The sequence below is a fragment of the Rhodoplanes sp. genome (assembly GCF_013377085.1).
Taxonomy (GTDB): Bacteria; Pseudomonadota; Alphaproteobacteria; order Rhizobiales; family Xanthobacteraceae; genus Rhodoplanes.
The window spans coordinates 26,127-44,721 of sequence record NZ_JACAAX010000001.1; the positions used below are offsets into that span (position 1 = coordinate 26,127).

The 18,595-nt window shown below is 68.2% G+C and carries 11 protein-coding genes; 9 read left to right on the forward strand and 2 right to left on the reverse strand.

Going from position 1 to position 18,595, the window contains the following annotated elements; translation table 11 throughout:
• Window positions 1-178: 178 nt before the first annotated feature.
• Window positions 179-1,249 (forward strand): isocitrate/isopropylmalate dehydrogenase family protein, encoded by a 1,071-nt coding sequence (locus HXX10_RS00105; RefSeq protein WP_296519305.1) that lies wholly within the window; start codon window positions 179-181, stop codon window positions 1,247-1,249.
• A 13-nt stretch (window positions 1,250-1,262) separates the two neighbouring features.
• Here the strand turns inward: HXX10_RS00105 and HXX10_RS00110 are convergent, their stop codons facing one another.
• Window positions 1,263-1,898: an NrsF family protein gene (locus HXX10_RS00110; protein WP_296519306.1), complete on the reverse strand. Its 636-nt coding sequence runs from the start codon at window positions 1,896-1,898 to the stop codon at window positions 1,263-1,265.
• A 523-nt stretch (window positions 1,899-2,421) separates the two neighbouring features.
• Here HXX10_RS00110 and HXX10_RS00115 point away from each other — a divergent pair.
• The 6 genes from HXX10_RS00115 to HXX10_RS00140 all read left to right on the forward strand — a co-directional run bounded on the left by HXX10_RS00115 (window position 2,422) and on the right by HXX10_RS00140 (window position 10,715).
• On the forward strand, window positions 2,422-3,174 hold the full coding sequence (locus tag HXX10_RS00115) for a chlorite dismutase family protein (protein ID WP_296519307.1): 753 nt from the start codon (window positions 2,422-2,424) through the stop codon (window positions 3,172-3,174).
• A 357-nt stretch (window positions 3,175-3,531) separates the two neighbouring features.
• The gene (locus tag HXX10_RS00120) at window positions 3,532-6,333 is read left to right on the forward strand and encodes a molybdopterin-dependent oxidoreductase (RefSeq protein ID WP_296519308.1); all 2,802 of its coding nucleotides are present in this window, start codon (window positions 3,532-3,534) and stop codon (window positions 6,331-6,333) included.
• 77 nt (window positions 6,334-6,410) lie between these two features.
• Entirely contained in the window at window positions 6,411-7,433 is a 1,023-nt protein-coding gene (locus HXX10_RS00125; RefSeq protein WP_296519309.1) for a 4Fe-4S dicluster domain-containing protein, read from the forward strand.
• A 52-nt stretch (window positions 7,434-7,485) separates the two neighbouring features.
• Complete coding sequence (locus HXX10_RS00130; protein ID WP_296519310.1) at window positions 7,486-8,190, forward strand: cytochrome c family protein; 705 nt, start codon at window positions 7,486-7,488, stop codon at window positions 8,188-8,190.
• A gap of 25 nt (window positions 8,191-8,215) precedes the next feature.
• On the forward strand, window positions 8,216-8,872 hold the full coding sequence (locus HXX10_RS00135; protein ID WP_296519311.1) for a molecular chaperone TorD family protein: 657 nt from the start codon (window positions 8,216-8,218) through the stop codon (window positions 8,870-8,872).
• 28 nt (window positions 8,873-8,900) lie between these two features.
• Window positions 8,901-10,715 (forward strand): NapC/NirT family cytochrome c, encoded by a 1,815-nt coding sequence (locus HXX10_RS00140; RefSeq protein WP_296519312.1) that lies wholly within the window; start codon window positions 8,901-8,903, stop codon window positions 10,713-10,715.
• A gap of 6 nt (window positions 10,716-10,721) precedes the next feature.
• Here the strand turns inward: HXX10_RS00140 and HXX10_RS00145 are convergent, their stop codons facing one another.
• Window positions 10,722-11,828 (reverse strand): helix-turn-helix domain-containing protein, encoded by a 1,107-nt coding sequence (locus tag HXX10_RS00145; protein WP_367141913.1) that lies wholly within the window; start codon window positions 11,826-11,828, stop codon window positions 10,722-10,724.
• A gap of 264 nt (window positions 11,829-12,092) precedes the next feature.
• Between HXX10_RS00145 and HXX10_RS00150 the strand changes: the two genes are divergently transcribed.
• Both HXX10_RS00150 and HXX10_RS00155 read left to right on the forward strand, forming a co-directional pair.
• Window positions 12,093-16,253: an autotransporter domain-containing protein gene (locus tag HXX10_RS00150; protein ID WP_296519314.1), complete on the forward strand. Its 4,161-nt coding sequence runs from the start codon at window positions 12,093-12,095 to the stop codon at window positions 16,251-16,253.
• A 219-nt stretch (window positions 16,254-16,472) separates the two neighbouring features.
• Window positions 16,473-18,524, forward strand: coding sequence for an autotransporter domain-containing protein (locus HXX10_RS00155; RefSeq protein WP_296519315.1), 2,052 nt, complete (start codon window positions 16,473-16,475; stop codon window positions 18,522-18,524).
• The last annotated feature ends 71 nt before the right edge of the window (window positions 18,525-18,595 follow it).

Consider the following 18,595-nt stretch of genomic DNA (forward strand, 5'->3'; position numbering starts at 1 on the left):
GCCGGGTCGGCGCGTCATCACGGCATGGCGACCGCTTGCCGTGGTGGTTCAGTCTATATGGTATTTTGATGTTGTAAAATACCAATATGTCTGCTATGTGTGGTCGAAGCAAGATTGCAGGTGTGTTCGATCCAGCGCCCGCGCCGACAGTCCTCCGCTCCAGCAGAGAGAAGCCGCCATGGATATCCTGGTTCTTCCCGGCGACGGCATCGGTCCCGAGATCGCCGCCAGCACCGTGACGGTTCTGGAGACGGTCGGCCGCGCCCTCTCGCTCGACCTGCGCTTCGAAAGCCGGGACATCGGCTTCGCGTCGCTCGCGGCGCAAGGAACGACGCTGCCGCAGGCCGTGATAAGCCGGATCCCCGAGGTCGACGGCACCATACTCGGACCGGTGTCGCATCTCGACTATCCGCCCCGCCAGGAGGGCGGCATCAATCCGTCCGGCGCGCTGCGGGTGGCGTTCGATCTCTACGCCAATATCCGCCCGAGCCGCTCGCGGCCGGACCTGAGCATCCTGCGCAAGCCGATGGATCTGGTGATCGTGCGGGAGAACACCGAGGGCTTCTACGCCGATCGCAACATGGTGGCCGGCACGGGCGAGTTCATGCCGGATCACGACATGGCGCTGGCGGTGCGCAAGATCACGGCGAAGGGCTCGGCCCGGGTGGCGCGGGCGGCGTTCGAGCTGGCGCGCGGCCGCCGCCGCAAGGTGACGGCGGTCCACAAGGCGAACGTCATGAAGCTGACGGACGGGCTCTTTCTGCGCGAGGTCCGGCAGGTCGCAGCCGGCTTTCCGGACGTGACGCTCGACGAGCTGATCGTCGACGCCACCGCGGCCCTGCTGGTGCGCTCGCCGGATCGGTTCGACGTCATCGTCACCACCAACATGTTCGGCGACATCCTCTCCGACGAGGCGGCCGAGCTGTCCGGCAGCCTCGGCCTCGCCGGCTCGATCAATGCGGGCGACACGGTCTGCATTGCCCAGGCGCAGCACGGCTCGGCGCCCGACATCGCGGGGCAGAACATCGCCAATCCGACCTCACTGATCCTGTCGGCCGCCATGCTGCTCGATTGGCGCGGACGGCGCGATAAAAACGCCAGCCAGTGCGCCGCTGCGGCCGTGATCGAGCGCGCCGTCGAGGTCGTGCTCGACGATCCGGCGACCCGCACCCGCGACGTCGGCGGCACGCTCGGCACCGACGCGTTCACGCAGGCCGTCGTCGCCGCGATCGCCGCCGACCTCGCCTGAGGCGTCGCCGCCCTCACCAGCGCAGCAGCCGCACCGCGATGGTGCGGCCCGCGACCGCCACGGCCGCGATCGCCGGCGGATACCACGCGGCGACGAACAGCGGCGAGTCGTCCGGGCAGTGGCTGGCATAGAGGAAGGCGCCGAGACCGCCGGCCAGGAGGCCGACGAAGATGCCGGCGAGATCCGGCCGGGTCGGTGCGCCGCGCCGCAGGGCGATCAGCGTCACGGCGAGCACGGGGGCCGACAGCAGCGGAATGCACAGCATGCAGGCGACGGCGTTCTCGCCGATCAGGCGGGCGCGCCACGCCGACGGGTCGACCACGGCCATCTCGATCAGGACGCCGAAGCAGAGCAGGAGCGGCGCCGCCAGCAGGGCGAGCCAGGCCGTCCCGGCGCCGCCGTCGGGGCGCGCCATCCGGTTCACCAAAGGGGCCGCGGCCGCAGCGAGCAGCAGCGCCACCACGAGCTTGAAGACGAAGCGGGGGGCAAGCACGGCGGTGGCGAGATCCCGGGGGGCGAGCGTCGCCGCATAGATCAGGAGCGAGCCGGCGAGGCCGAGCGCCACGGCCCCGACCAGGGACGGCGCCATTGCGGTCTCGCTTGTGTCTCGGTCTGCCACCAGGGCCTGGATCAGCTCGTTGGTCTTCATCGCCTGTCCGCCGTCGCGGGCCTCTCTCACACGATAGCCGCCGGCCTCCAGCCGGACTGAGCGGACTCGCGTCGATTCACGTGCCCTCCGTGACATTGTTCGCGGCCGGAGCCGGACGCGTTACGCCTCGGCGAAAATAATCCGGAATCCCGTAGTGGTGGCGACGAATATGCAACACCCGTCCGAAACCCGTCATCGCCTCCAGGGCCGAGCTTGCGCCCCTAAGTACTAAACCCGAGGGCGATTTTCTCCGTAACGTCGAGCGCTTCCAAACGAAGAAACAGGACAGACGACGCCAGCCGTTCGCGCCCGCAAGAGGCGGATGGTCACCCCCGATGCGCCGCCAAAAAGGTCAATCGTGGAGGCAGACATGATTCCTACTCTCGTGCCGCATCGGCAATGGCTCACCTTTGGATTCGCCGCGGCGATCTCGCTCGCTCTCGCTGGCACGGCGCTTGCTCAACAGGGAGGCGGAATGCCGGCCCCCGGGCCGATGCCCCCCGCTCCAATGGCGTCTGCACCAATGGCGAAGGCCCCGATCGATCGCACGAAGATTCTCACCGAGCTCGGCGTGTTCGGCGACTTCTCGGTCTACAAGCTGCGGCCCGAATACGGCATGCTCCCTGCGGCCGACCGCAAGGCGGCTGCGGCCGAGGTGCTGGCCGTCGTCGAGAAGCACAAGGACAAGGTGATCGTCGACGCCTATCTGACCCGCGGCTTCGACGCCAAGAGCGACTATTTCCTGCGCGTGCATGCCTATGATCTGGCCGCCGCCCAGGCCTTCCTGACCGATTTCCGCGCCACCAAGTTCGGCTCCTATTCGGACGTGACCGAGAACCTGGTCGGCGTCACCAAGGCGCTCAACTACATCACCAAGGCCAAGTCCGAGACGCTCAATGCCGGCCTGTTCGCGGCGACCTACTCGGATCCGGCGCCGCGCTTCGCCATCATGATTCCGGTGAAGAAGAGCGCCGAATGGTGGAACATGACGGAGCCGCAGCGCCTGAAGGAGATCGAGACCCACACGGCGCCGACGCTGCAGTATCTCGTCAACGTCAAGCGCAAGCTCTATCACTCGACCGGGCTGTCCGACACCGACTTCATCACCTATTTCGAGACCAACGATCTCGGGGCGTTCAACAACCTGCTGATCGCGCTCGCCCAGGTGCCGGAGAACAAGTACCACACGCGCTGGGGCAGCCCGACCGTGCTGGGCACCATCCAATCGGTGGAGGGCGTCGTCAACACGCTCTCGAACACCAATCCGGCCATGTAGCCGATCGATCGGAGCGACAGCGGCGGCTGCAACTCGGCCGCCGCCGTGCTCCGTGACGAGGCGACGCCGTCATGCCGAGAACACGCTGCTCAGAGGTCTCGCCAACAGTCGCCGGTGCGGTGGCTGCACCTGATCAGCATGCGTACTCGCACCGATCCGTCCGATTGATCTTTGTCACAAACGGCATCCAATGCCGATCAGCTAAGCTGAGCTGCTCGGCTTTGGTGTCTCCCCGACGCCAGACTGTCCCCCGCGGTCTGCCCCTCGGCTTCTTCGGAATGCTTCCGTTCGATCGCCGCGACCTTCGTCGCGCGAGCCCATCAATCGATCAACGATCGTCCGCCGGGAGATCTCATCATGCAGAAAACGACCCGCAGGGACCTGCTGCAGTTGAGCGGTGCCGCCTATCTCGGCACGCTTTTCGGCGGACCGTTCCCCCTCAAGGCATTGGCGCAGACAGCGACGCAGAGCGCCGATGCGCAGCACGACTACAGCGGGTGGGAGCAGCTCTATCGTGACAAATGGAGCTGGGACAAGAAGACCCGCGGCGCCCACCTGATCAACTGCACGGGCGCCTGCCCGCACTGGGTCTACAGCAAGAACGGGATCGTCATCCGCGAGGAGGCGTCCAAGGACATGCCGGCGCTCGCCGGCGTGCCCGAGTACAATCCGCGCGGCTGCAACAAGGGCGCCTGCGGCACCGATTATCTTTACGGACCGCACCGGGTGAAGTACCCGCTGATCCGCACTGGCGCGCGCGGCGAGGGTAAGTGGCGGCGCGCGAGCTGGGACGAGGCGCTCGGCATCATCGCTACCAAGATCCTCGACACCATCCGGGACCATGCGGTCGATTGCATCAGCGTCTACTCGCCGGTTCCGGCGGTGGCGCCGGTGTCGTTCTCGGCCGGCCACCGCTTCGCCAACCTGACCGGCGCGCACGTCCATACCTTCTTCGACTGGTACGGCGACCACCCGACCGGCCAGACCCAGACCTGCGGCGTGCAGGGCGACACGGCCGAGACGGCCGACTGGTTCAACGCCAAGCTGGTCATGCTGTGGGGCTCGAGCCCGGCCGTGACCCGCATTCCCGACGCGCATTTCCTCAGCGAGGCGGCCCTGAACGGCACCCGGGTGGTCAGCATCACGCCCGACTACAACCCGTCCACCATCAAGGCCGACACCTGGATCCACCCGAAACCCGGCACCGACACGGCGCTGGCGCTCGGCTTCGCGCATGTGATCATTCGCGACAAGCTGGTCGACCTCGCCAACGTCAAGGAGCAGACCGACCTGCCGTATCTGGTACGCTCCGACAACAAGCGCTTCCTGCGCGAGGCCGACGTGGTCGAGGGCGGATCGCCCGCCAAGTTCTACATCTGGGACGCCAAGACCAAGAAGGCCGTGATCGCCAAGGGCTGCTGGGGCGAGGAACCGCCCGGCGGACGCCCGGCGCTGCAGCCGCCTTTCCTGGGCCGCAACACGCTCACCTTTCCGGACGGCACCATCGCGCTCGGCGACCTCGATCCGGCCCTCGAAGGCAGCTTCAAGGTCACGCTCAAGGACGGCAAGTCGGTCGACGTCAAGCCGGTCTACGCGCTCTATGCCGAGCGCATCCTGCGCGACTACACGCCGAAGAAAGTGTCGGAGATCACCGGCGTCGCCGAGAAGACCATCGTCGACGTCGCCAAGGCCTATGGCAGCGTGAAGCCGGCCATGATCGTCAGCGGCGGCGGCACCAATCACTGGTACTGGAGCGACATCGAGATCCGTGCCTTCCACCTGCTGTCGTCGCTGACCGGCAACGAGGGCAAGAACGGCGGCGGCGTCAACCACTATATCGGCCAATGGAAGCCGGTGGCGGCGCCCGGCGTGCTGGCGCTGTCCTTCCCGCTGACGCCGGCGCGGCAGCGCTTCGCCCAGACCACGATCTGGACCTACGTGCATGCCGACGCCTACGACGCCATGGAGACGGTGGGCATCGACACCCGCAAGTATCTCCGGGCCAGCCTCGAGCAGCGGATGATGCCGATCTTTCCGCGCGAGGGCCGCGATCCCAAGGTGTTCATCGTCTATCGCGGCAACTTCCTCAACCAGGCGAAGGGCCAGAAATACGTCCTGCAGAACCTGTGGCCGAAGCTCGACCTGATCGTCAATCTCAACCTGCGCATGGACTCGATGGCGCTCTACTCGGACATCGTGCTCCCGGCCGCGCATTGGTACGAGAAGCTCGATCTGAACATGACGGAGGAGCACACCTTCATCAACATGACCGAGCCGGCGACCCCGCCGATGCACGAGTCCAAGCACGATTGGGACGTGTTCGCGCTGCTCGCCAAGAAGGTGCAGGATCTCGCCGTCCAACGCGGCATGTCGCGGGTGTTCGACGAGCAGTTCAATCTCTCGCGCGATTTTTCGACTCTCTACGCCCAGCAGACCGACAACGGCAAGCTGGAGACCGCCGAGCAGGCCGCCCAGTTCATCCTGGACAACGCGCCCGCCACCAAGGGCATGACGCTCGACATGATCCGCGAGCGGCCGCAGCGCTTCAAGGCGAACTGGACCTCGCCGATCAAGGAGGGCGTGCCTTACGTTCCGTTCCAGTTCTACACGGCCAACAAGAAGCCGTGGCCGACCCTCACGGGCCGCCAGCAATTCTACATCGATCACGACTGGTTCCTCGAGATGGGCGTCGAGCTTCCGGTCTACAAGCCGCCGGTGGACGCCGACGCGTTCCCGCTGCGGTTCAACACGCCGCACAGCCGGCACGCCATCCACTCCACCTTCAAGGACAACGTGCTGATGCTGCGGCTGCAGCGCGGCGGTCCGGTGCTGGAGATGCCGCCCGGCGAGGCGAAGTCCCGCAGTCTGCGCGACAATGACTGGGCCGAGGTGTGGAACGACCACGGCCGCATGATCTGCCGCGTCAAGATCCACAACCGGGAGCCGGAAGGGCGGGTCACCATGACCCACACGCCGGAGCTCTACATGGATCTGATCGAGGGCTCGACCCAGAGCGTCTGCCCGATCCGCATCAACCCGACGAGTCTGGTCGGCAATTACGGTCATCTCGTCTTCCGGCCGAACTACTACGGACCCGGGGGAACCCAGCGCGACGCCCGCGTCCAGGTGCGCCGTTTCACCGGCGTGGTCCCGACCTGAGCGGACGCGATCGCGCGTCGGATCGCCGCCCGGTCGCGGCGGTCCGCCGAGAGACCCGGGTTTGAAGGATACCGATCATGGCCAAGCAGATCACCAAACCGCAGAAGCAGCTCTCCTTCGTCGTCGACCTCAACAAGTGCATCGGGTGCCAGACCTGCACGGTTGCGTGCAAGAAGCTGTGGACCAACCAGAAGGGCGAGGACCCCATCTACTGGCGCAATGTCGAGACCAAGCCGGGTCGCGGCTATCCGCGCGACTGGGAGGCCAAGGGCGGCGGCTTCAACGCCGCCGGCGAGGTCCAGCGTGCCCGCATGCCGACTGCCGGCGAGTACGGCGTGCCGTTCGAGTTCGACTACCAGGCCCGCCTGTTCGAGGGCGTGCCCGGCCGCGTGCGGCCACGGCCGGGGGCGACGAATGCGGGCTTCGGCTCGTGGGCGCCGAACTACGACGAGGACCAGGGCGCCGGCGCCTATCCGAACAACTACTATTTCTACCTGCCGCGCCACTGCAATCACTGCAGCAAGCCGGCCTGCCTGGAAGCCTGCCCGAACGACGCGATCTACAAGCGTGCCGCCGACGGCATCGTGCTGGTCGACCAGACCAAGTGCAAGGCAGCGCGCAACTGCGTGCAGGCCTGCCCCTACGACAAGACCTATTTCAACACGGCCACCCAGAAGGCCAGCAAGTGCATCGGCTGCTATCCGCGCATCGAGAAGGGCGTCGCGACCGCTTGCGTCGCCCAGTGCGTCGGCCGCGCCATGCATGTCGGCTTCATCGAGGACACCGCCAGCTCGGTGCACAAGCTCGCCCGCGTCTGGAAGGTGGCGCTGCCGCTCTATGCCGAGCGCGGCACCGAGCCGAACATGTTCTACGTGCCGCCGGTGCTCGGCCCGGTGAACGAGGACGCGCAGGGCAATCTGCGCACCGACCAAAAGATCCCGGTCGAGTACCTGGTCAAGCTGTTCGGCAACGAAGTGCCGCGCGTGCTGAAGACGCTGAACGACGAGCGCGCCAAGCGCATCGCCAACCAGCCGTCCGAGCTGATGGACATCATGATCGGCCGGCGCAGTGCCGACATGATGCTCGACCCGATGACCTGAGAGTTTCGTGGAACGAGCAGGATCGGAGCGTCGGCTCCGGCGAGGAGGACTTATGAGGAGCATCTTGCCGATCGGCGCCGCGTTCGCGATCCTGCTCGTTGCCGCGCCGTCGGCCGCCCAGGAGTTCGAGGGCGTCAGCGTCTGCCGCAAGTGCCACATCGACCAGGCAGAGAGCTGGGCGCAGACGTCCCATGCCAAGGCCTTCGAGTCGCTGAAGCCGAACGTCAAGGCGGCGGCGAAGCAGAAGGGCAAGCTCGATCCGGCCAAGGACTACACCACGGACGCGACCTGCCTCGGCTGCCACACCACCGGCTTCGGCAAGCCGGGCGGCTATTCGGCGGCGACGCCGGCGGTCGAGCTGAAGAACTTCGCCGTGGTCGGCTGCGAAACCTGCCACGGCGCCGGCAGCAAGTTTCGGGTCGAGCATGGCAGTGCCGAGGAGCGTTGGAAAACCGGCGGCGGCGAGACCGGGCGCGACGCACTCGTCAAGCTCGGCCAGAGCTTCGACTACAAGACCGCGTGCGCGACCTGCCACCTCAACTACGAGGGCTCGGGCTGGTCGGGTGCGCATCCGCCCTACAAGGTGTTCACCCCGGCGGTCGATCCCAAATACGCCTTCGACTTCGACAAGGAGGCGGTGCGCTCCGGCAAGGGCTCCGGCGTGCACGAGCACTTCAAGCTGAAGAACGTGTTCAAGGGCGAGCCGGTGCCGGCCATCCGGGCGCAGACCCAGGCCGATGCCAAGGACCCCGATTGACCAGACGGACCACGGAGCGATCGCCATGATGGACCCGGCACGCAACGCCATTCTCCGGAGCGCGATCTACGGCGAGCTCGCACGCGCCTTCGCCTATCCGGGCCCCGACCTGTTCGAGGACGTCAGCGTCGGCGATCTCGCTGGCGATCTGGTCGACATGATCACAGACGTCTACCCGGACGAGATCGGGCCACTCGCCGTGGCGCGGTCGGATCTCGACGTCACCGTCACGGATCTGGCGGAGCTGGAGGCGCAGTATCTCGCCACCTTCGAGACGGCGCTGCCGGCGACGCCGCTTTCGCTCTACGAGGGCAGCTATGTGACCGAACGGCCGCGCGCCGAGCTGCTGCTCGAGCTCGACGCCTTCTACCGGCATTTCGGCTTGGCGCCGAGCGCGGTGCAGCGCGACTTCGCCGACAATCTGACGGCCGAGCTGGAGTTCATGCAGTTTCTCGCCGCCAAGGAGGCGCAGGCTCTCGACCAGTCGCTCGACGCCGGCCCCTATCTGCGGGCGCAGCGCGATTTCCTCGACCGCCATCTCGCCCCGATGCTCGCCGCCATGGCGGGCTCCGCCGACAAGGTGGGCTCGCCGCTCTATCGCGGCCTGGTGCGGTGCGCAGGGCGCTATGTCGAGGCCGACCGCGTGACCGTGACAGAGCGTATCCCGGCCGCCGCGGCCTGACAGCCGTCACGGATTCCACGGAGTGATCATGTCGCAATCCACACCGGAGCCCGGCGGTCCGGGCCGCATCCGCCGTTTATGGGGCTGGCTGATGTCGCCGAGCGCGCGCTGGCCGCTCGCGGCGCTCGTCGCCGCGGGGTTCGTCGGCGGGGTGCTGTTCTGGGGCGCCTTCCACACCGCTGTCGAGGCGAGCAGCACGCTGGAGTTCTGCACCGGCTGCCATGTGATGCGCGACTTCGTCTACAAGGAGTATGCGACGACGATCCACTATCAGAACCGAACCGGCGTGAAGGCGGCCTGCGCGGATTGCCACGTCCCCAAGGAGTGGCTGCCGAAGATGCTGCGCAAGGTGCAGGCCACCAACGAGCTGTGGCACTGGATGCTCGGCACCATCGACACGAAGGAGAAGTTCGAAGCCAAGCGGCTCGAGCTCGCCACCCATGTCTGGGACCGGATGAAGCGGACCGACTCGCTCGAATGCCGCAACTGCCACACGCTGCAGTCGATGAACCCGGAATTCCAGAAGCCACGCGCTCGAAAAGTGCATCTCGACGCCTTCACGTCGGGACAGACCTGCATCGACTGCCACAAGGGTATCGCCCACCACAGTCCGCGCGATCAGCTCACGGCGGCGCAGATCGAGGCGCTGGAAAAGCCCGATCCTGCCTTCGTGCGGCCGATCCCGGCGACCTTCATGGAGGGGCTCGCCCGGGTGACGGCGCGGGAGGCCGAGGAGGCGAAGGCGCGCGAGGAGGAAACCCGCGCGGCCGAGCAGGCGTTGCGCGCCCGCATCCAGGCCGAGATTCTTCGCGCCGGTGCCGCGGACCCCGGCAAGGCCAGCGCAGCCGCCGGCGCGATCGACACTTTCGGGGTCGACTGGGCCGCCATTCCGCCGAAGACCGTGACGTTGTTCTATCCGGGCGTCAGCTCGTTCGAGTGGGTCCAGGTCACCAAGGACCATTCGGGTGCGCGCGGCTTCCTGCGCGCCGGCGAGCGCTGCGCCGAATGCCACGGCAAGGAGGTCAAGGAGATCGGCGCCAAGATCGTCTCCGGCGCCAAGAACGAGCCGACGCCGATCCCCGGCAAGCGGCCTTGGATCGACGTCGCCGTGCAGGCGGCGCAAGACGGCAAGACCCTGTTCCTGCGCTTCGAGTGGAGCGACACGCCGCACACGCCGGCGCCGTTCGTCGACGGCGGCAAGATGGATCCGCAGAACCCGTCGAAGCTGTCGATGATGATCGCCGGCAAGTCGGTGGACCGCGGCGAGCAGGCGGGCTGCTGGGTCACCTGCCATCACGACGCGCGTTCGATGCCGGATGCCAGGAAGGTCGACGCCAAGGCGGCGAACGGGTTGATGCCCAACGCCACCGACGCGGCGCTCACCGACGGTCTCACCAAGTATCTGGCCCAGTCGCGAACGGCGGTCGATCTGCAGGGCAAGGACGGTGCGCGTGGCGGTGGCATTGCGGTCAAGCCGGCCGACGAGCTCGCGGCACTGCGCGCGGCCGGCACCCGGATGGAGCTTTTGCGCGTGCGGCCCGGGCATCCGGCGGAGTCCGGCTCGGTGCTGGCGCAGCGCCTGATGGACGGCGGCCTGCCGATCTCCGGCTCGATCGACCGCATCGGCGACCGCTGGATCGCGACCATCCGTCGGCCGCTGGCGGCGGAACGTCCGGGCGACATCAGCCTGGTGCCGGGCGAGGTCTACACGGTGGGCTTCGCGGTCCACGACGATTTCGCCGATGCGCGCTTCCACCACGTATCGCTCGACCTGCGGCTCGCGCTCGACGATCCGGCCTCCGAGATCCCGGTGGCGAAGATCGCCGCGACGGCGCAGAAATAAGCGGGCCTAAAGCGTCGGGGGCGGGCCGTCCGCCGACCGTCGCGACACCGCCGGGCGCGGCGAGCGCGCCAGGCTGCGGAGGGGATGGTCCGGCCCCGCCGCGCCGTCGGCATCGCGCTGCCAGGCTTGCGACATGTCCCTGACCTCGCCCGGCGTCATGCCGAAGTGCCGGCGGAAGGCGCGGACGAAGGTGGAGTCGCTGCTGAATTGGAGATCGACGGCGAGATCGATCAGGCGCTTGTGCCGTGCTGCCGGCGCAGCGAGCAGTCTCAAGGCGCGATTGAGCCGCTGCTCTTGAACGTAGCGCGTGAGCCCGCCATCGGCTTCGAACAGGCGGTAGAGGCTGGCGCGGGACAGGCGAAACCGGCGGCAGAGATCCTGGGCGGTCAGCGACTCGGTCTCGAGATGGGCCTCGATGTGGCGCTTGATCATCGTGAGGAGCAGATGGCGATCGGCCCGGCCGGCCGCGTCCGCCGTGTCCGCGGCGCTGCCGGCCGCCGCGGCGACGATGTCGGCCATGGCCTCGACCGCGGCCGCATCGTCGCCCGCATCCGGCGAGCGGCGCCGCCGGAGTGCTGCGAGCTGGCTGGCCACGAGCCGCGCCCGGCGGTCGCTCCGCGGCAGCAACGACGCCGTCGCCGAATCCGGATTCGCGAGCCGCGGCGCCAGGACGGCACGGGGCAGGACGACCGTCGACATCCGCGAGTGCGCGCCGCCCGCCTCGGTCAACCATGTCCGGTTCGGCTGGGCCATGTCGATCAGACAGATGTCGCCCGCCCGTATCGTCACGTCCCGACGTCCGGAGACGAACCGCATCTCGCCCTCGAGGCAGAGTGAGACCAGGTAATGATCGAGGTCGCCGCGGGCGATGTGGGCGGGCGTGCGATCATAGGTGAGGCGGGTCGAGACCGACTCGATCAGCAGGGACGTTCCGATCGCCACCGCATGGGACGAGAATTGGAAGACGTCCGGCGCCGTCAGGGCCGCCACGTCGCAGAGGTCGGCCATTGCTTCACGCATCGCGGAGAGCGCCGGCGCTCCACGAAACTCGTTCGTCGGTGTGTCGTCCAATCGGCCTCTCGTCTGCACCGTGACTCGACGCGCAGGCCGCATGGCCTTCCTTCTCGATCGCCGGTCCAGGGCCGAGTTTACCACCGGCTCGGGCTAATCCAAAACTGCGAGGCGGCGGAAAATGGTGTCTTGACACCTCAAACCGTGGCCCTCGGCTCTATCATCGTACCGCGCGGGCGGCTCTCCCAGCCGCTGTGACGCGGCGGCAACAGCGTCCGGCCGAATCTGCGCCTGGGACGCTGGGCACATCGCGGGTCCGCAGGATCAGTACGGTCTGTGTCTCGACCCTGCTCAGAGGACCGCACCGTGGCCCCCCGACTCCCGCGCCTCCCCGTCTCCCTCGGCCGGTCCGACCGCCCCCTGCCTGTTGCCGCCCGCGATCTGCGGATCGCGGCGACACGGAGCGGCTCGCGCCCACTGCGGCGGCGCCGGCGCCGCCTGGCCATCGTGGTGGTGCCGCTCGGCTGGCTCGCGCTGTCGACGCCGGCGCGCGCCGGCATCGACAATTACGGCCTGCTCACCGGTGAAAACTTGGATCCGGGTGCCGTGGTCGAGTTCTCCACCCTGACCAACACGACCATCGGCTCGGTCATCACGGTCGGGGCCTATCCGAAAAACGCCGTGTTCTCGCCGGACGGCCGCTACGCTTACGTGGTGAATGCCGGGAGCAACTCCGTCACGGTGCTCGACGTGGCGGCGCGAACGATCGTCGCCACGATCGGGGTCGGAAATTATCCGAACGGCATCGCGATCAGCCCGGACGGCCAATATGTCTATGCGACGGGCAATGCGAGCGACTCGGTCTCGGTGATCTCCACCGCAACCAACCAGGTCGTCGGCGCCGCGATCCCGGTCGGCTCGCACCCTTACGGGGTCGCCGTCTCGTCGGACGGCAGCCGCATCTATGTGGCGAACCTCAGCGCCAACAGCGTGTCGGTCATCGATGCGGCGACCCGAACGGTTATTGCCACGGTTTCCGTGGGCATAGGCCCGAGCGGCATCTCAGTCTCGCCGGACGGCAGCAAGGTCTACGTCGCGAATCAAGCCGGTTCGGTCTCGGTCATCGACACGGCGACCCACACCGTGGTCGCCACCATCTCGCTCAGCGGTAACCCGTTGTGCATCGCCGTGTCTCCCGATGGAACGCGCGTCTATGTGACGGACCAGGCAAACACGCTGTTTGTCATCAACTCGGCAACCAATGCCGTCACCACGGTAACGATTCCGAACCTCAGCGTGGGCGTCACGGTGACGCCGGACGGGTCGCGGATCTATGTGTCGGGCTCGGGTGGCGCCACTGTCGTCGATGCGGCGACCAACACCGTTATCGACACCGTCAGCACGACTATCAACAGCGTCTTGAACGGCGGCACCGGCTGGATCGGGCCGAACGTCATCGTCGCGACCGGCGGTGCGGTGTCGGCCGGCAGCGACGCGGCGCTGACCACGCTCGGCTTCGACCAGTACGTCAATTTCAACGGCGGCACGCTGAAGCTCGATGCTTCGTTCTCCACGGCAAAGACGATCTCGCTCCTGGCGCTCGGCGGCGTCATCGACACCAACGGCTTCGATCTGACGCTGTCCGGCACCATCACCAACAACGGCATGCTGACCAAGGCCGGCGCCGGCATCCTGACGCTCACGGGCACCAACACCTACACGGGCGGCACCCTGATCACCGGCGGCCTGATCAACTTCAACGCCGCCGCCAATTTCGGCACCGGCCTGATCACGCTCGACGGCGGCGGCCTGCAATGGGCGACCGGTAACACCACCGACATCTCGGCGCGGCTCACGGCCCTCGGCAGCAACGGCGGCACCTTCGACACCAACGGCAACGACGTGACCTTCGCGTCCGGCCTCACCGGCACCGGCGGCGTGACCAAGGCCGGCGCCGGCACGCTGACGCTCGGCGCCGTCAACACCTACACGGGTGCGACGATCATCAGCGGCGGCACCCTGGCACTGACCGGAACCGGCAGCATCGCGGCGTCGCGCGGCGTGAGCATTTCTTCGGGCGCCACCTTCGACATCTCGGGCACCACGGCCGGCGCCACCATCACGACGCTGGCCGGCCTCGTGGGCAGCTCGGTCGCGCTCGGCGGCGAGACCCTCACGCTGTCCAACGCCTCGTCGACCTTCGCCGGCCAGATCACCGGCACGGGCGGCCTGGTCATCGCCGGCGGCACCGAGGCGCTCACCGGCGCCAGCACCTACACGGGCGGCACCACGGTCGCCAGCGGCACCCTGGTGATCGGCAATTCGGGGGCGATCGGCACCGGACCGCTGGTGCTCGCCGAGGGCACGACGCTCGGCTTCACCGGCGGCAGCTACACGATCGCCAACGCCATCTCGATCTCGGGCGACCCGGCGTTTGCGCCGGCCTCCGGCACGGTGCAGACCCTCACCGGCGTCATCGCCGACGGCACCTCGCCCGGAACCCTGGAGATGGTTGGTGCCGGCACCTTGGTGCTCGCCGGCACCAACACCTACACGGGCGCCACCATCGTCGCCGCCGGCACCCTGGCGCTGAGCGGGACGGGGACCATCGCGGCGTCGAGCGGCGTCAGCATCGGCACCGGCGCGACCTTCGACATCTCCGCCACCACGGCCGGTGCCACCATCACGACGCTGGCCGGCAGCGGCACGGTCGCGCTCGGCGACAAGATCCTGACGCTGTCGAACGCGTCCTCGACCTTCGCGGGCGTGCTCACCGGCACGGGCGGGCTGGCGCTCGCGGCCGGCGTGGAGACACTGACCGGCACCAGCACCTATACGGGCGCCACCACGATCGACGGCGGCCTTTTGGTCGTGAGCGGCGCGATCGCGAGCTCGGCCACCACGGTGAACCGCGGCGGTACGCTCACCGGCACCGGCACGGTCGGCAGCCTCACGGTGAACGCCGGCGGCGTGCTGGCGCCCGGCGCGGGCACGCCCGGATCCACCATGACGATCGCCGGCACGCTCGCCTTCGCGCCGGGCTCGATCTATCAGGTCATGCTCGACCCGACGACGGCGTCGCGGGCCGTCGTCGGCGGCGCGGCGACGCTGGCCGGCACCGTGCAGGCCTATTTCGCCAGCGGCAGCTATTTGAGCAAAAACTACACGATCCTCTCGGCCGCCAGCCGCACCGGCACTTTTGACGCCCTGGCGACCACCAATCTGCCGGCGGGGTTCCGGGCGAGCCTCGACTACTCGGTCGCCGGCAGCGTGATGCTCGACCTCTCCCTGAACCTGGACGCCGTCGCCGGCCTGTCCCTCAACCAGCGCAATGTCGCGGTCTCGCTCGGCCGGTATTTCAACGGCGGCGGCGCGCTGCCGCCCGGCTTCGTCTCGGTGCTGGGGCTGACCGGCCAAAACCTCGCCAATGCGCTGACCCTGCTCTCCGGCGAGCCGGCGACCGGCGCCCAGCAGGGCGCCTTCCAGATGATGACGGCGTTCCTGGGCCTGATGGTCGACCCGTTCGTCGACGGCCGTGGCGGGGCGGCCGGCATCGGCGCGGGTGGGGGCGGGGGCGCCCTCGGCTACGCCGACGCCGACGCGACGATGTCGCCTGCGCTCGCCTCCGCCTATGCGGCGGTGTTCAAGGCGCCCGCCAAGGCGCCGGCCGCGTCGCCGCTGCGCGAGCCACGCTGGACCGTGTGGGGCTCGGCCTATGGCGGCTACAACCGCACCGCGGGCGACCCCGCCGGGATCGGCAGCCACGACCTCTCGGCCCGGGCCGACGGGTTTGCGATCGGCGCCGACTACCGGGTCTCGGCCTCCACCCTGGTCGGCTTCGCGCTGGCCGGCGGCGGCACCGGCTGGAGCCTCGCGCAGGGGCTCGGCAGCGGCAAGAGCGATGCCTTCCAGGCCGGCGTCTACGGCAAGACGGTGGCCGGGCCGGCCTATCTGGCGGTCTCGCTCGCCTTCGCCGAGCACTGGATGTCGACCGACCGCATCTCGGTCGGCGCCGATCACCTCACGGCAGCCTTCGATGGGCAGAGCTATGGCGGCCGCATCGAGACCGGCTGGCGCATAGCCTCGCCGGTCGTGTCCGTCACGCCCTATGCGGCCGTGCAGGCGCAGGCCTTCACGACGCCGGGCTACCGCGAGAGCGACACGACCGGCGGCAGCTTCGGGCTCGCCTATGCGGGCCGCACCGCGACCGACACGCGCGGCGAGGTGGGCAGCCGCTTCGACCACGCGCTGGCGGTCGGCCCGAACGCCGTGCTGGCGCTGCGGGCAAAGCTCGCCTACGCGCACGACTGGGTGAGCGATCCGACGCTCGCCGCCACCTTCCTGGCGCTGCCCGGCGCGGGCTTCACGGTGACGGGCGCGACGCCTGCGCACGACTCCGCCCTCGCCTCGGCGGGCGCCGAGTTGCGCTTCGCCGGCGGATTCTCGATCGCGGCGAAGTTCGACGCCGAAGCCGCCGCCCACAGCCACACCTATGCCGGAACCGCGACGGCCCGATACACGTGGTGAGCCGGCGTTCCGCGGCCCGGCGCAGCCGACCGCCCGACGCCTGACCTGCTCGCCCTTGGTCCCGTCTCCCGCTGTGTCGCGGCCGCAACAGCGGCCGGCCGAATCTGCGCCTGGGACGCTGGGCACATCGCGCGGGAGAACGGGCTGCTAGGCCACCCTTGGACCTTGCGAAAAGTCCGACGCGCCGGCGAACCCGGCGCGACGAGCCGGGGGAATGCGATGCGGATCATTGGAAAGGTGCTGGTCGCGCTGGCGTGGTTGTGCGCGACGGCGGGGTTATGGGGCGTCGCATGGGCGTCGCCGGGTTGCAACACCATCGGCATCGCCTCCGACGGTTCGTTCGTCACCGACGGAACAGGATTCGTCAAAGGCGACACGATCACGGTCCACATCACGAACAACACCGGCAACAGCCATATCTTCCTCGCCGATGCCACAGCGGATTACACGACATTGGCCGGTCCGACGGGAACCGGGTTCACCTACGTCGTCCCAGCGGACACCTCCCATACGCTCTATTTCGGCGGCTCAACGTATCCTGGGGACACCGTCGTCAGCTCGTGCGTCAATGCGCCGGCGCCGACGGTGTCCTCGGTCGCCCCGAATGCCGGCGCGGCGACCGGCGGCTCGGCTGTCGTCATCACCGGCAGCGGCTTCACCTTCGCGACGGCCGTGACGTTCGGCGGCACGGCGGCGACCTCCTTCACGGTCAACAGCAGCACCCAGATCACCGCCGTCGCCCCGGCGCACGCCGCGGGTGCCGTCGACGTGGTCGTGACCAACAATGTCGGCAGCGGAACGCTCGCCGGCGGCTTTACGTTCAACAGCGTCGGGACGCCTAACAACGTCAGCACGACGGTGACGTTGAGCTCCTCGCTGAACCCGAGCCAAGTCGGCCAAGCCGTGACATTCACGGCGACGGTGGCCAGCGGCGGCGGTACGCCCACGGGGACGGTGACATTCAGCGATGGGGGCACTGTTCTCGGCACCGTCGCGCTCACCGGCGGCGCTGCCGCGCTGACGACGACGGGACTGAGTGCCGGCATGCACGGCATCACGGCCGCCTATGGTGGCGACTCCGGCTACGGCGCCGCCACGTCCGCGCCTCTCAGTCAGGTGGTGAACATACCGACCGACAGCAGCAGGCTGCGGGCCATGCAGATCGTCGCGACCAAGACCGTGTCGCAGATCTCGGGCCAGGCCGTTTCCGGCGCGATCGACGGCGCGATCTCGGACGGTTTTTCCGACAATCCGCAGCTTGTGACGCCGAGCGGCAATGGCCTGCGTTTCAACTTCGCGGTGGACGAAGGCGGCGACACGAGGACCGTGTCGCGATGGCCGGATCGGGACGGCGTGTCGGCCACGACGCTCGCGGCGAAGCCTCAGGCACAGGCGACCAACCGCGTCGACGACGCGTTCTCGGCTCTGGCCTATGCCGGCGGCGCGCAGGCGACAACAAAAGCACCAGCGCGTGTCACGCCGCGCGATTGGCAGCTCTGGATCGACGTTCGCGGCTCGGGGCTCAGCGGCCGCTCCGGCACGCAGAACGACCTCTCCGGCGATCAGGTCAACGTGACGGCCGGCCTGACGCGCAAGCTGACACCCGACTTTCTGCTGGGCGTGTTCGCCGGTTATGAGAACTTCCACTACACCTCGGACTACTTGACCGCGAAACTGCGCGGCGACGGCTGGACCGGCGGCGCATATTTGGGCTGGCGGTTCTGGGATCGCCTCCGCCTCGACATGGCCGTCGCCTATACGGGGTTGGATTACGCCTTGACGGCCGGGACCGCCGCGGCCTCGCTGCCGGGGCAACGCGTGCTCGTGTCCGGCGGCGTCACCGGCAATTACCGCGTGGCCAGCCTGGACCTCGAACCCTCTGTCCGCGTCTACGCGCTGTGGGAGCATCAGGACGGCTACACCGACACCCTCGGCACCACGCAGACCGAGCGCAACTTCTCCTCCGGTCGCGTCAGCGCCGGTTTCAAAGCGACACGGCCGTGGCTGATGACGCCTGATGTCTCCGTAGCGCCTTATGCCGGCATTTACGCCGATTATTACTTCAGCAAGGACGCGACCGACACCAGTGGCTTGACGGCCGTCGCAGCCGCGCCGCTCGTCGCCCTCGATGCCTGGTCGGCGCGCGCCATGTCCGGCGTGACCGTGAGCTTCGCGCGCGGGCCGCGCCTCACCCTCGGCGGCGAGCTCGGCGGCCTGGGTAGCGACTACACATTCTGGACCGCCAAAGCGCAGGCCAGTTTCGCATTCTGAGCTGGCGCCATACCGATTGTCTGCGATTTGGCGGCACCGTTTGCCCGGCATCGGCACACGGCGCCGCTCTT

Bases quoted from the DNA above. Each gene is read 5' to 3' on its own strand.
- HXX10_RS00135 (WP_296519311.1), top strand. From the start codon at position 8,216: ATGATGGACCCGGCACGCAACGCCATTCTCCGGAGCGCGATCTACGGC.
- HXX10_RS00105 (WP_296519305.1), top strand. From the start codon at position 179: ATGGATATCCTGGTTCTTCCCGGCGACGGCATCGGTCCCGAGATCGCC.
- HXX10_RS00140 (WP_296519312.1), top strand. From the start codon at position 8,901: ATGTCGCAATCCACACCGGAGCCCGGCGGTCCGGGCCGCATCCGCCGT.
- HXX10_RS00115 (WP_296519307.1), top strand. From the start codon at position 2,422: ATGGCGAAGGCCCCGATCGATCGCACGAAGATTCTCACCGAGCTCGGC.
- HXX10_RS00110 (WP_296519306.1), bottom strand. From the start codon at position 1,898: ATGAAGACCAACGAGCTGATCCAGGCCCTGGTGGCAGACCGAGACACA.
- HXX10_RS00145 (WP_367141913.1), bottom strand. From the start codon at position 11,828: ATGCGGCCTGCGCGTCGAGTCACGGTGCAGACGAGAGGCCGATTGGAC.
- HXX10_RS00125 (WP_296519309.1), top strand. From the start codon at position 6,411: ATGGCCAAGCAGATCACCAAACCGCAGAAGCAGCTCTCCTTCGTCGTC.
- HXX10_RS00155 (WP_296519315.1), top strand. From the start codon at position 16,473: ATGCGGATCATTGGAAAGGTGCTGGTCGCGCTGGCGTGGTTGTGCGCG.
- HXX10_RS00130 (WP_296519310.1), top strand. From the start codon at position 7,486: ATGAGGAGCATCTTGCCGATCGGCGCCGCGTTCGCGATCCTGCTCGTT.
- HXX10_RS00120 (WP_296519308.1), top strand. From the start codon at position 3,532: ATGCAGAAAACGACCCGCAGGGACCTGCTGCAGTTGAGCGGTGCCGCC.